The organism is Paenibacillus polymyxa (assembly GCF_015710975.1).
Taxonomy (GTDB): domain Bacteria; phylum Bacillota; class Bacilli; order Paenibacillales; family Paenibacillaceae; genus Paenibacillus; species Paenibacillus polymyxa.
Window position 1 is genome coordinate 3,788,342 of record NZ_CP049783.1, and the last position, 14,038, is coordinate 3,802,379.

The following is a 14,038-nucleotide window of genomic DNA, read 5'->3' on the forward strand; positions in this document are numbered from 1 at the left end:
AAGCATGTACAGAAACATAAGAAGAAATAAGCATATAAAGAGGATGTACTGAACAGGCAGGAGGATATCGTGAAAAAATATGTTTCGGTTTTATTAGATATAGAGCTTAAAATTCGCGAAGGACAATATAGATCTGGTTACAAGCTACCATCGGTCCGTGATGCTTCGGAGCTATACAAGTGCAGCAAAAGCACAATTCTGCGAGCCTATGCTGAACTTGAAAGGAAGCATGCCATTTATTCCATACCGCAAAGCGGATACTATGTAGTGGAAAACCCCAGTGACGTACACCATAGCCATATTTCCGACTACGTTGATTTTGCTTCAGCATCCCCAGATTTGAATGTATTTCCATATCTAGATTTTCAGCATTGTCTAAATCAGGCTATTGACACTTACAAATATCATCTGTTCACATATGGGGATTCGCAAGGATTGGAAACATTGCGGCATACGCTCGTCTCTCATTTGGCTGATACTCAGGTGTTTGCAAAAACAGATCGGATTATCGTTACTTCAGGTGTTCAACAAGCATTAGAAATACTCGCGAAAATGCCGTTTCCCAATGGCAAAGAAAAGATTTTGGTCGAGCAGCCCAGCTACGATATTTATTTGCGTTTTTTGGAGGAAGAGAGCATACCCGTCAATGCGATTGCGCGGACAGCGGAAGGTCTGGATTTTTATGAGTTGGAGAACCAATTTAAGCAGGGTAACATCAAATTTTTTTATACCATGTCAAGGCATCATAATCCTCTTGGTATCTCATATAACACGGAAGAACGAAAAACGATAGCTGCCTTGGCTGCCAAATATGATGTGTACATCGTAGAAGATGACTATATGGCTGATTTGGGAGTTGATCATCTTGTTGATCCCATTTATGCATACGATCAGACAGAGCACACTATTTACTTGAAAAGCTTCTCAAAAATCATTTTCCCTGGCTTGCGATTAGGGGTTGCGGTACTGCCAGAAAACTTATTAAAGACGTTCAGTACCTATAAAAGATATGTTGACACATCCATTTTGTCTCAGGCAGCACTTGATATCTATATTAAAAATGGAATGTATGAACGGCATAAACACACGATATCCAAACTATATTCGGAGCGTATTCGTATTCTGAACAAGGCGGTGGAACGATACAATCAGTCCGGGTACATTCAAACTCCAGCTGCAACCTCAGGTGTTTATACGCAGTTTAAGCTGCCGAGGACGGTGAATTTGGAACGTTTGGTACACAATCTTAACGCAAGAAGCATCCAAGTTGTAGCTGGCAAAGGCTTTTATTTATCAAGCTACAGGGAACAAGAAAAATTTTTGCGTATAAGTATTTCGCGTGCACAGCCGGATCTAATTGATAAAGGAGTTAAATCTATAATAGAGGAAGTTAGTAAGGGAAACTGGTATTAAGCCCCATTTTCCGTTATGATACATATAGAAACAAAGGCATAACCAATCATGATTGGTTATGTTTCTGTTTGGTGTGGAAAATACATAACTTTGAATGCCGAGAGCAAGGACTGCTGATGTTTAATTGCTTATGATCGGCTCACTGCCAAAGGAGGGTTTTGAATGGACGATCTGTTTTTGAAAATTGTGGATGGAAGCATCCCCAGCAAAAAGGTGTTGGAAACCGACAATGTGCTCGCATTTCATGACATCCAGCCTGCGGCGCCAGTACACGTGCTCATTATTCCAAAAAAATACATTCCTTCAATGAATGCTGTAACGGAGGAGGATCTTCCTCTTATCGCGGAGATTCATCGTGTTGCGGTTGAGGTTGCGAAAAAGTTGGGAATCGCTGAGTCAGGTTATCGGTTAATTAACAACTGTGGACCGGATAGTGGACAAGCGGTAGGCCATCTTCATTATCACTTGCTGGGCGGCGCCAAATTAGGTGCCCTGACAGGTATTTCGGACTCGCATTCTTAAAAATGACAGAGCTAGTCTTTTCAGTAATGCGGAAGTGACGGGAAAAAAAGTTCCTTCTATGTACTCATTTTTTCTTATAGGTTGACACCTGGTTTCCGTTTCACCTATAATAAAATTTGATGAACCGTGTTATTGCTCTTGGACGGTCTGGTCGGAGGGAGGGAAAACTGGTGTCTGAAACTAAAGTTCGCAAAAACGAGACAATTGATGCTGCACTTCGTCGCTTTAAACGCTCCATTGCTAAGGATGGCGTATTGGCTGAGGTGAAGAAACGCAAGCATTATGAAAAGCCAAGCGTAAAGCGCAAGAAAAAGTCCGAGGCTGCTCGTAAGAGAAAGTTCTAGGAGGATCTAAGTAATCATGAATTTGAGCGAACGATTGAACGAAGATATGAAGCAAGCAATGAAGAGTAAGGACAAGTTCAAACTCTCCACCATTCGAATGGTTCGTTCTACGATTAAAAATCTTGAAATAGATTTGAAACGGAATTTGGACGACAACGAAGTGCTTGATATTCTGAGTCGTGAGATCAAACAGCGAAAAGATGCCCTCCATGAGTTTGAAAAAGCCGGTCGTGATGAACTTGCGACAAGCACTAAAGCAGAAATAGAGATCATCGCTCAGTACCTTCCTGAACAACTTTCTGAAGAAGAAATTAAAGTTATTGTACAGCAGACCATCCAGGAAACCGGTGCTTCTTCGAAAGCCGAGATGGGGAAAGTAATGACGGCCTTAATGCCTAAGGTAAAAGGTCGTGCTGACGGTAAGCTCGTGAACCAGGCGGTTCAGCAATTTCTGCAATAAACCCTGCGACAAACAGGAAAACACAACACCCTCTGTTTACAGAGGGTGTTATTTCTATATGTGTGATGCCTGCCATAAAAGAGAATGGTGGAAAACGCCTCCACGAAAGCGCTTCCCGTAATTGTGTGAAACGTGATGTTCATTAGGGACGTAAAGTATTTGACAGGCGTCAGGATTAGCAATATACCCAATAATTTCACATTAAATCCTGAAAACTGTTTAGTTTGTCTAACAAAGTTTGGTATGCTGTAACAAGGAAAGATCGAAAGGGGGGAAAGAAATGCATAGAGAGCATCACCACTCCAGCCGCAAATTGGTCTTTTTAACGTTGTGGATTATGATATCCGTTCTGTTGTTACCCTTAGTTCATTCTGGATCAGCGGCGGCTCAAACAAAGGGTGGAGCTGTGTTTGTTATACCAGTTGATCAGGAAATTGAACAGGGTCTGGGCAAATTTATGGAGCGTGGATTTGCAGAAGCGGTTGATTCCAAAGCAGGTCTGATTTTACTGGATATTAACACTCCCGGCGGACGGGTAGATACAGCGGAGAAGCTGGGCAAACTGATTAAAGACAGTCCCATTCCGACCGTAGCCTATATAAAGGGCGAAGCGGCCTCAGCGGGTAGCTATATTGCGTTGAGTGCTAACAAGATTGCTATGAAACCGGGGAGTATTATTGGAGCAGCAGCGTTAGTAGACGGCAGAGGGAATGCTATTACAGACCCAAAAACGATAGCTTGGTGGAAGAGCAGCATGGCATCTGCCGCAGAAGCTGGCGGGCGCAATCCCGATATTGCTAGAGGCATGGTCGACTCCAAATCGACTGTATCTATCCCGGAGCTGAACTTTAATAAGGAAAATGGCCAGATCATTTCTTTAACCAGTGAGGAAGCGCTGAAATTGGGGTACGCGGATCACATCGCGTCTTCGGAACAAGAAGTTATCCAGTGGATGGGCTACAGTACAGATGATGTAATCCATGTGGAGCGCACATGGGCTGAAAAAGCAGCCGAGATATTGACCAACCCGATCGTGCAGACATTGCTTTTATTTGTTGGTATCGCGGGTGTAGTTATTGAACTGCTTGTACCTGGCTTTGGTGTACCGGGAGTTTTAGGTGTACTTGGATTTGGTTTGTATTTCTTTGGTAATTATATCGCTGGCTTTGCAGGTTCGGAGACGTGGCTGTTGTTCATTATCGGTCTGGCACTGCTTATACTTGAAATGTTTATTCCAAGCTTTGGTATTCTGGGTATTTTGGGTTCCATCAGCCTTGTCGCGGGTGTAGTCCGTGCTGCATACAACATGCAGCATGCGTTTATATCTTTGGGGATTGCTTTTGCAGCGGCTGTTGCTGTGGTGGCGATCATCGCGGTTGTCTTTAAGGACCGAGGGATATGGAACCGTTTTATACTTCAGGAACGTTTAACGGCTGACCAAGGGTTTTCTTCGGTTGTGAATCGGGAAACGTTATTAGGTCAGAGGGGTGTCAGTCTGACCCCATTACGTCCAGCTGGAACGGTGCTAATCGCTGACGAGCGAGTGGATGTCGTAACGAATGGGGAGTTTATCGCCCCGGATATGCCGATTATCGTATCCAAAGTAGAAGGCGGGCGAATTGTAGTCAAGGCAGACGCGAGCGTCTAGCAAGCTAACAACGAAGAATTAGATTAATGGAGGATGATGCGAGTGTTCGAATCGGGTATTGTCAGTATTTTGCTGATTGCCGTAGTAGTGATTATTGTATTGAGTGTGTTTTTTAGTTTCTTCCCGGTGATGCTGTGGATTTCGGCGTTGGCTTCGGGTGTGCGGATCGGTATCATTACGCTAGTAGCTATGCGGTTGCGGCGCGTCACGCCAAGCCGAATTGTCAATCCCCTCATTAAGGCTACCAAAGCTGGTCTGGGCTTGAATATCAATCAGCTGGAAAGTCATTTTCTCGCAGGGGGGAATGTAGACCGAGTGATCAATGCGTTGATTGCCGCGCAGCGCGCTAACATTCCGCTTGAATTTGAACGTGCGGCTGCGATTGATCTTGCGGGACGTGATGTTCTGCAGGCGGTCCAAATGAGCGTTAATCCGCGTGTTATTGAGACGCCTATTGTTGCTGCAGTCGCCAAGGATGGTATCGAAGTGAAGGTTAAAGCTCGTGTTACGGTGCGTGCCAACATTGATCGACTCGTCGGCGGTGCAGGAGAAGAAACGATTATTGCTCGGGTTGGTGAAGGTATCGTAACAACGGTTGGTTCCAGTAACTCGCATAAAGACGTGCTGGAAAATCCAGATTCCATTTCGAGAACCGTATTGTCCAAAGGTTTGGATGCAGGGACAGCATTTGAGATTCTGTCGATTGATATTGCAGATGTTGATGTAGGTAAAAATATCGGTGCCTTCCTGCAAACAGAGCAGGCGGAAGCAGACAAACGTATTGCGCAGGCAAAAGCCGAAGAACGGCGTGCGATGGCTGTAGCGCAAGAACAGGAAATGAAGGCACGTGTTGTAGAAATGAGAGCGCGCGTGGTGGAATCTGAATCCGAAGTGCCTCTGGCAATGGCTGAAGCGCTGCGTAGCGGTAAACTTGGCGTCATGGACTATATGAATTTAAAAAATATTGAGGCAGATACGCAAATGCGTAGTTCCTTAGGCAAACCGAATGAGAACTCGGGGAATGATAACAAGAACCGGGATTAACTAACGGACGGGCCGATGAACTATAGCAGTTAGGCGGTGAGTAATGAATTTTATCAGCTGGATCTTTGACCATTTGTATATCTTGATCGTGATTGGCTTTGCACTGGTGTCCTTTTTGGGGAAAAGCATTCAAGGTGGAGATCGGAAATCTTCCCCGCGGCAAGGTATGCCTACCTTTGGTGGTGATCATGGTTCGCGCGGGTCCTCGACGTCGTCCAGACCTTTCACAACGGAACCTGAGATAGAGAGACGTCAGCAAGATGTTACTGGAGAGCTGCAACGTCAATTTCCTAATGAGCGACGGGCGGTGATGGAAGCTCGTCGTATAGAAGAAGTGGGAGACGGGCTGAAAAAGGAAGAACAGATGGACCAAGATTCATTAGATAACGGTACGACTCTAGAGGATCGGATTCGTATTATGGAAGAAGAGCGAAGGATGGTTTTAGCCCGACTCGATCGTATATCCAATGCGAGTGATTCGGAGGAAATTACAGATGGGCTAGAGCAAACTTCTCAAGAGCGGGGTACCGTGAATGCAGCTGACCTACGCAGAGGTGTAATTTGGGCAGAGATATTAGGCCCTCCGCGTTCCAAGCGTTACATGGGTGGAGGAAGACGTTAAAATGATAGTGATCCGTCACGGCTTTGGCTGTGGCGGATCTTTTTTTTGCGATGTTTTTAGCAATACATAAACTTGCTGGAATAAAAAAAGACCTAACGACAAATGCTCAAATTACCTAACAACGAATGTGATGATATCATATATGCTACATTCTTCTCACATTTGCTGTCATCTAAAAGACGGCATTTTGTCTAATTTAGAATCTCATTTGTGAAAATACTTATGTGAAAAATGATCAAATGTAACAATATGAACGAAGCCTTCCAAAAGTCGTTTTCATTTTTTCTTTTTTATATATAATGTTCTCAACGATAGAACTTATGAAAATTTACCCCATATTTAGCTAAAATTTGATTTATATCGAGGTGATGTCACAGGGTTATACAAAAAGTAAAAATTTATGTTTAGGAGGATGGGATGGATGGGGAATAGCTTGTTCAGAAAGAAGAACATTGATCAACTGATCGCTGCTACACGTGGGGAAAAAGCACTTAAAAGGGAATTGGGTGCGTTTGATTTAACAATGCTTGGGATTGGAGCCATTATCGGAACGGGAATTTTTGTTTTGACAGGTACGGGAGCAGTTACGGCTGGTCCGGGTTTGGTAATGTCTTTTGTGATTGCGGGGCTCGCTTGTTTGTTCGCAGCATTGGCTTATGCTGAGTTTGCTTCCACCGTTCCAGTATCCGGTTCTGTTTACACTTTTACATATGCTACGATGGGAGAGTTATTGGCTTTTATTATCGGATGGGATTTAATTTTGGAATATATGTTGGCTGCCAGCGCTGTTTCAGCAGGTTGGTCGGGTTATTTTGTATCCTTTTTGAAAGGAATTGGTCTTTATATCCCAGTTGAATTCACTGCTGCGCCAGGAGCTTTAAAAGACCAAACTACTTATTTTAACCTTCCAGCTTTTTTAATTTTGATGGCTATCACATTCTTGCTTTATTTTGGAATAAAAGAATCCAAACGAATTAACAACATCATGGTTATTGTAAAAATTGTTGTCGTTTTATTGTTTATTATTGTTGCTATTAAATATGTGAAGCCAGACAACTGGACACCATTTATGCCGTTTGGGTTCAGTGGGGTGTTTGGAGCCGCAGCCCTTGTGTTTTTTGCTTTCATTGGCTTTGATGCTGTTTCATCAGCTGCTGAAGAAACCAAAAATCCAGCTCGTGATTTACCACGTGGCATTATTTTCTCGCTTGCTATTTGTACGCTTTTGTATGTGATCGTTAGCGCGATTATGACAGGTATTGTGCCGTTTATGCAATTTGAAGGTATCTCCCATCCGGTGTCATTAGTTTTGCAGGTTGCCGGTCAGAATTGGGTGGCGGGTATTGTGGATATCGGAGCCATCTTGGGGATGACAACGGTCATGCTGGTAATGTTATATGGTCAAACCCGTATTATGTTTGCGATGTCACGTGATGGCTTAGTGCCTAAAGTATTGTCAAAGGTTCATTCCAAATATAAAACACCCTATATTAACACGTTGTTTTTTGGTACTTTATCTGCATTAATGGGTGGGTTGATCCCGCTGGATGAGTTAGCAAGCTTGGTGAACATTGGAACCTTATCAGCATTTATTCTGATTTCAGTCGCTGTCATAGTGATGAGAAAAACACAACCTGATTTGCCAAGAGCCTTCCGATGTCCTGGGGTTCCATTTATTCCTATTCTGGCTATCATTTCATGTGGGGTGCTTATTCTTAATCTGAATGGTCAAACGTTTATTCGTTTTATCATTTGGCTTGTTATTGGTATGGTTATTTACTTTTTATACTCCCGAAAAAACTCTCTTTTGAATCAGGATTCCGAAAACTAACCATTTCATACTGTGAAACTAAAAAGACAGCCTTGTTTTGATATGAAAACGAGGTTGTCTTTTTTTATGTGAATTTTTATAGAGCATGGTCTTTTTTCTCTTTAATATTGCAGTTGCTACGAATTGTAAGTTTAGCCTCATAAATGCGATGACTGGATCATAAAATGTACAGTACAGATATCTGTGACGCTGGTGTAACAGCGTCCAGTGATGATCGAGACATAGGATAAACCGAATAGTAATAACAAGCGATTAAAAAAGCAGCATAGCTGCTGTCGTAACAACGATGGAGTGCTAATGGTAATAACAGAAGATTATAAAAAAAGCAGCATAGCTGCCATCAGAACAACTATTAGCCGTTGGATAACAGTTGTTCTGATGACAGGAAAGGAGATTTCGCCGTATGAGCCGGATGAGCCGCAAACTGCGAAAGTGGGCCAGCGAGACGTTGGAGCTTCCGCAGGATATTCTATTTGATCTGCCGCGGTTAACCCTCATCGGCAGCCGCCAGCTTTATGTAGAAAATCACCGGGGTGTGGTGGATTTTACACCAGACCAGCTCGTACTTGCACTTGCGCAAGGCAGGCTAAGAGTGTCAGGCCATGATCTAATCATTACGTCTATCCTGCCAGACCAGGTAAGTGTAGAGGGACATATTACGGATATTCAATTGGAAGGAACGGAGGAAGGCTCGTGAAACATCCCGCTTTAGCAAAGCTGCGTGGCACGGTTACCCTAGCTGTCGAGGGCGAAAGTGTGGAAGCTTTCATTAATTTACTCACTGATCACCATATACCTGTTTGGAACGTGCGGCCGATGGGTACTAGACTTGCAGAAATGAACCTTCTGCTGCCGCACGTCTTCCTGTTGCGTCCGCTTTTGAGAAGGACAGGCTGCAAAATGCATGTTCTCAAACGTCAAGGACTTCCCTTTACTGCTGTACGACTCGCCAAACGTAAATTTTTTCTCGCAGGACTGGCCTTGTTCTGGATAGGACTCCTGCTGATGTCATCGCTCATCTGGGACATTCAAGTGAAGGGGAATGACAAGCTCCCAACGGAAGCTGTTCTCAAAGCAGCCCGACAGGAGGGGCTTTATCCGTTTCAATGGAGTTTTCGCCTTTCCAGCCAGGACAAGCTTTCGCGCGCACTCATGCAGAAGCTTCCAGAGGCGTCCTGGATCGGTGTGGAAAGGCAGGGAACCTTGGTGACAATTCAGGTCGTTGAAGCTTCACAGCCTACTCCCCCGCCGCTCTACAGTCCACGTCATCTCATCAGTAAGGCGGACGCGGTAGTCACTGAAATTTTTGCCGAGCAGGGACGTCCTGTTGTGCATAAAAATACACGGGTCAAAAAAGGAGCTATTCTCATTTCAGGAACGCTTGGAGATGAGGAGAATCAGCAACAGGTCGTAGCCAAAGGAGAGATTAAGGGGCTTGTGTGGCATGAATATGAAATTAGTAGTCCCATGGTACGACGCAGCAGCACATATACGGGGAATAGCCACGATCGCTTGTATCTGGTGCTAGGCAACCGTGCGATACAATTGTGGGGATATGGGAAAATACCTTATTCTACACATAAAACAACCGTTGAACATGATCCGCTAACATGGCGTTCTTACAAACTTCCGATGGGTTGGATGAATGAAAGTGTGAGGGAGACCAAGATACAAGAGCAGAAGTTAACGGAAACAGAAGCCAAAATGTCAGGAATAGAAGGCGCACGCGCGGATATTTTAGCTAAATACGGCAAAGGAACGAAAATAATGAGCCAAAAAATTTTGCATGAGAAGAGAGAGAATGGTAAAGTTTATATGAAAGTACTTTTTGAAGTGGAACAGGATATTGCGGAAGAACTTCCGTTAGTTCATAACCAAGGAGAATGAGGCTATTTGGCAGAACAACAACGCAGCATACAAATTGCATTGAACAGTGCGGGAGAAGGTCAGGCGTTATTCGGCCCGCAGGATTCCTTTTTAAAATTGATCGAAGCAGCTATTCCTGCAAAAATAGCATCTCGTGAGGCGGAAATTAATGTTTTTGGAGATGCTCACGAAGTGGAAGTGCTCGAACAATTGTTCGATGTTTTGCTCCAGTTAATTCGTAATGGGTATATACTGACCGAAAGGGATGTCCATTATGCGATTGAGCTGGCAAAAGATCTGCGCGCCGATCAGTTGCTTGATTTGTTCAAGGGAGAAATTACGACAACGTTTCGGGGCAAACCGATTCGTGTCAAAACGATTGGACAGAAGCACTATGTAACCACGATTAAAAAACGCGATATTGTATTTGGGATTGGCCCAGCGGGTACTGGTAAAACCTATCTGGCTGTAGTGCTGGCCGTAGCTGCTCTAAAGGAAGGTTCAGTCAAGCGTATTGTACTGACTCGTCCTGCGGTAGAAGCTGGTGAGAACTTGGGCTTTTTGCCCGGGGATTTACAGGAAAAGGTTGATCCGTATTTACGCCCGTTGTATGATGCCCTATACGATGTGATGGGTCCTGAGCAGACGGCAAAAGCGTTGGAGCGCGGGTTGATAGAAATTGCGCCACTGGCTTATATGCGGGGTCGTACGCTGGATGACTCATTTATTATTTTGGATGAAGCCCAAAATACCACACCAGAACAAATGAAAATGTTTTTGACTCGACTTGGCTTCGGTTCCAAAATGGTTATTACCGGCGATGTTACACAAATTGATTTACCTCGTGGCAAAAAATCCGGTCTAATTGAAGCAAATGCGATTTTAAAAGGGATTGAGGAAATAGGCTTTGTCCAGTTTGCGGAAGAGGATGTTGTCCGTCATTCCCTGGTTCAAAAAATCATCGTCGCTTATGACCGTGTTGCTGAAAATCAAGCATAAGCCCTTGAGCACGAGTATAGTGGGTATGATCAGAAAACGAACAAAATGAGCAGCATAGCTGCCTTGAAAAAGATGATGGAGAGGGATTGTTTTAGATGACCTCGAAGGAATTATCTAAAGGAAAAACGTTCCAGCATAGAATGAATGGATGGAAGTATAGCGTGGCGACACGCTATCTTCTGTTTTTATTTTTGGTGGTTCTTTTTTATGTGGGTTTTGCGTCCAAGCTGCTTCCCGAACGCTATGACATCCGGGTGAATCAACCGAGTGAAAAGGAAATTGTCGCTCCAATGCAGCTTCCTAACAGTAAGGCGACTTTGAAGGCCCAAGAGGAATCTGCTGAGCGCGTGCAGCCCATGTATACCATTGTACCGATCCGCAACGATAACCTGATTACCGGTATTTTGGATCGAATTGAACGGCTCAATCAGGATGATCAGGTCTCCAGAGCAGACAAGATTTCGATTTATAAGGATGAGATTCCTCAACGTGCACGGGAATTCGTGCAAAATTTTGTGAACAACAGCCGTAATGCAGTTGCCTACCCAGATAAATTGCTGGATGAGGTGCTGGAAAAAACGAAAGAGCAAACGTACCGAATTCCAGAGGAGACATACATCAAAATTCCGCGACTTACATCTGAGGATATTGCCGAAATGCGGCCCGTAGCCCGTGAGATTGTAACAGGATTGATGAATGATCAAATTACGGATGCCCAGACGGCTCGAGCCAAGGTAGCTGAACGGGTGAGTACAAGCTCTCTTACTAAACGTACCTCCCGGGAGGTTGTTCAGGAACTTGCAAGGCTTGTGATTACAGCCAACAAGTTTTATGATGATACAGCTACGAAGGACGCTAAAGTACAGGCTCGTGAAGATACACCGACAGTTTACATTAAACAGGGTGAAGTACTTGTTAAAAAGGGTGAGATTATTACCCAGGAAATCTATACACTGCTTGATGAGAATGAGCTGCTCAAGGATAAGATCAACTATTGGCCACAATTTGGCTTGCTGATGCTGTCTATGATGCTGGCATTGGGTCTGTTTATGTATATTCGTCAATTTCAATCACGAACACGAAACTTCAAGTATAATAATGCACAGTTGCTCATGCTGGTGTTAATCTTTGTGATTACAGTGGGAGCTATGCTGTTAATTTCTATACTGCAGACTAGTGAACGATCCTACCTCGGCTATCTGGCACCTATCGCACTTGGAGCTATGCTTGTAACGCTGTTGCTTGATATGTCGCTGGCATTCGTATGTGCCGTTATATTCAGTATATTGGCAAGTGTTATTTTGAATGTTCGTCAGGGACAAATTTTTGATTTTAATTTTGGTTTTTTTGCCCTTGTGGTCTGTCTGGCGTCGATTTTTTCTACCCACCGGGCCAGCCAGCGTTCAACGCTGTTCAAGGGATCTATTATGGTATGCCTGTTCGGGGCTCTGGCTGTTTTTTCTTTGGCGCTGATTGACCAAGGGAACTGGACTCAAACAACGACACTCTATGGGGTAGCCTTTGCTTTTGCAGGTGGTCTGGTTACAGCGATCCTTGTTATAGGGCTAATGCCATTTTTTGAATCCACCTTTGGCATCTTGTCGGCACTGAAGCTTGTCGAATTGTCAAATCCTAATCATCCATTGCTTCGCAAGCTACTTACCGAGACTCCCGGAACATATCATCATAGTGTAATGGTAGGTAATCTGTCGGAGGCCGCAGCGGAGGCTATAGGAGCAAATGGGTTGTTGTGCCGGGTTGGTTCGTATTATCATGACATTGGTAAAACCAAAAGGCCTTCGTACTTCATTGAAAATCAAAATGGGATGGAAAATCCGCATGATACAATAGAGCCCAAGCTTAGTAAATCCATCATTATAGCCCATGCCCGTGATGGTGTGGAAATGCAATTGGATTACAAGCTACCCAAGCCGATTCGTGATATAGCCGAACAACACCACGGAACGACATTTCTGCACTATTTTTACCACAAGGCATTGCGTGAGGCGGAAGAACGGGGGGTGGAGCCTGACTTCACAGAGGATGATTTCCGTTATCCGGGACCGAAGGCTCAGTCGAAAGAGGCTGCTGTAGTAGGAATTGCTGATAGTGTGGAAGCAGCAGTTCGATCCTTGCGAAAACCTACGGTGGAGCAGGTAGAATCCATGATTGAAAAAATTATTAAGAGCCGTCTTGATGATCACCAGTTTAACGACTGTGAACTGACCATGAGGGAGCTTGATATCGTGGCCCAAACGCTCAAGGAAACAGTAATGGGAATTTTTCATTCCCGTATTGAATATCCAGAGGAAAGACCTAAGCCCGAAAGTGGAAAAGCTTAATATTACTTGTGCATGAAGCACAGGTAAAGCATTAGAATTAAAAGGAGCGGTTGGCATGGGCCTTCAATTAGCTTGGAATAATGAACAAAACGATATGGTAATTAACGAATCGTTGATTACGATGCTGAACACCTTATTAGAGGAGGCTGGCAAAGCGGAAGGGGTTATAGACGGTGAGGTTGCCCTTACTTTCGTGAATGATGATCAAATACATGAGTTGAACAGGGATTATCGCGGAATTGATCGTCCTACTGATGTGTTGTCTTTTGCTATGAAGGAAACACTAGATGAAGAGCTTGAAATTATTTACGAACCGACGGAAGAAAATCCTTTAAACGATGTACCGGATGTTCTAGGAGATATTATTATTTCTGTACAGACAGCCCAAGCTCAAAGCGAAGAATATGGACATTCAATTGAGCGTGAAATCGGTTTTTTGTTTGTTCACGGTTTTCTGCATCTGTTAGGCTATGATCATCAGGACGATGCAAGTGAAGCGGAAATGATGGGTAAGCAGGAAGCTGTGCTGGCTCAAGTGGGGTTGACACGGTAATGAGACGTCAGCCTTGGAGAATGACCTTTCGCTATGCCGCAGAAGGCGTGGTATACGCTCTGCGTACGCAAGTAAATATGCGGATACATGCGGTCGTGGCGCTCCTTGTCATTGTGGCAGGGTTAACTCTGCGCATCTCCCGGCTCGACTGGTTATTCGTGTGCATGGCCATTGCCATAGTCATGGTAGCCGAACTGATCAACACCGCTGTTGAAGCAGCGGTGGATCTAATCTCACCTGATATTCATCCGCTGGCCAAAGCGGCTAAAGACACCGCCGCCGGAGCCGTGCTCCTGGCAGCGGTTTTTGCTGTAATTATTGGCATATTTGTATTTTATAGACCTTTGTTGACGTTAATGAGTCAGCTGCTTTAATGAAAAGAGCAAAATAAAAA

Annotated in this window: 14 protein-coding genes; all 14 read left to right on the forward strand. The window is 44.2% G+C overall.

Features of this window, described 5'->3' with window-relative positions; translation table 11 throughout:
* Positions 1-69 precede the first annotated feature (69 nt).
* The 14 genes from G7035_RS16960 to G7035_RS17025 all read left to right on the forward strand — a co-directional run bounded on the left by G7035_RS16960 (position 70) and on the right by G7035_RS17025 (position 14,018).
* Entirely contained in the window at positions 70-1,413 is a 1,344-nt protein-coding gene (locus tag G7035_RS16960; protein ID WP_019688055.1) for an aminotransferase-like domain-containing protein, read from the forward strand.
* Positions 1,414-1,575: 162 nt separating this feature from the next.
* On the forward strand, positions 1,576-1,935 hold the full coding sequence (locus tag G7035_RS16965) for a histidine triad nucleotide-binding protein (RefSeq protein WP_013372152.1): 360 nt from the start codon (positions 1,576-1,578) through the stop codon (positions 1,933-1,935).
* A 170-nt stretch (positions 1,936-2,105) separates the two neighbouring features.
* Entirely contained in the window at positions 2,106-2,279 is a 174-nt protein-coding gene (gene rpsU, locus G7035_RS16970; protein ID WP_005547957.1) for a 30S ribosomal protein S21, read from the forward strand.
* A 16-nt stretch (positions 2,280-2,295) separates the two neighbouring features.
* The gene (locus G7035_RS16975; protein ID WP_013372151.1) at positions 2,296-2,739 is read left to right on the forward strand and encodes a GatB/YqeY domain-containing protein; all 444 of its coding nucleotides are present in this window, start codon (positions 2,296-2,298) and stop codon (positions 2,737-2,739) included.
* Between the two features lie 280 nt (positions 2,740-3,019).
* Positions 3,020-4,387 carry an NfeD family protein gene (locus G7035_RS16980; RefSeq protein ID WP_019688054.1) on the forward strand — a complete coding sequence of 456 codons (1,368 nt, stop codon included), beginning with the start codon at positions 3,020-3,022 and terminating at the stop codon, positions 4,385-4,387.
* 42 nt (positions 4,388-4,429) lie between these two features.
* On the forward strand, positions 4,430-5,431 hold the full coding sequence (floA, locus tag G7035_RS16985; RefSeq protein WP_016821594.1) for a flotillin-like protein FloA: 1,002 nt from the start codon (positions 4,430-4,432) through the stop codon (positions 5,429-5,431).
* A 43-nt stretch (positions 5,432-5,474) separates the two neighbouring features.
* Positions 5,475-6,053 (forward strand): hypothetical protein, encoded by a 579-nt coding sequence (locus tag G7035_RS16990; protein ID WP_019688053.1) that lies wholly within the window; start codon positions 5,475-5,477, stop codon positions 6,051-6,053.
* Between the two features lie 421 nt (positions 6,054-6,474).
* Complete coding sequence (bcaP, locus tag G7035_RS16995) at positions 6,475-7,884, forward strand: branched-chain amino acid transporter BcaP (RefSeq protein ID WP_019688052.1); 1,410 nt, start codon at positions 6,475-6,477, stop codon at positions 7,882-7,884.
* Positions 7,885-8,287: 403 nt separating this feature from the next.
* Positions 8,288-8,581, forward strand: a complete 294-nt coding sequence (gene yqfC / locus G7035_RS17000) for a sporulation protein YqfC (protein WP_016821590.1) — start codon at positions 8,288-8,290, stop codon at positions 8,579-8,581.
* Complete coding sequence (yqfD, locus tag G7035_RS17005; RefSeq protein ID WP_019688051.1) at positions 8,578-9,771, forward strand: sporulation protein YqfD; 1,194 nt, start codon at positions 8,578-8,580, stop codon at positions 9,769-9,771. Before yqfC ends, yqfD begins: the two co-directional genes overlap by 4 nt.
* A 6-nt stretch (positions 9,772-9,777) precedes the next feature.
* Complete coding sequence (locus G7035_RS17010; protein WP_016821588.1) at positions 9,778-10,749, forward strand: PhoH family protein; 972 nt, start codon at positions 9,778-9,780, stop codon at positions 10,747-10,749.
* A gap of 95 nt (positions 10,750-10,844) precedes the next feature.
* On the forward strand, positions 10,845-13,091 hold the full coding sequence (locus G7035_RS17015) for an HD family phosphohydrolase (protein ID WP_019688050.1): 2,247 nt from the start codon (positions 10,845-10,847) through the stop codon (positions 13,089-13,091).
* Between the two features lie 55 nt (positions 13,092-13,146).
* Positions 13,147-13,644 (forward strand): rRNA maturation RNase YbeY, encoded by a 498-nt coding sequence (gene ybeY / locus G7035_RS17020; protein ID WP_017428156.1) that lies wholly within the window; start codon positions 13,147-13,149, stop codon positions 13,642-13,644.
* The gene (locus G7035_RS17025; RefSeq protein WP_016821585.1) at positions 13,644-14,018 is read left to right on the forward strand and encodes a diacylglycerol kinase family protein; all 375 of its coding nucleotides are present in this window, start codon (positions 13,644-13,646) and stop codon (positions 14,016-14,018) included. Before ybeY ends, G7035_RS17025 begins: the two co-directional genes overlap by 1 nt.
* Positions 14,019-14,038: the final 20 nt, after the last annotated feature.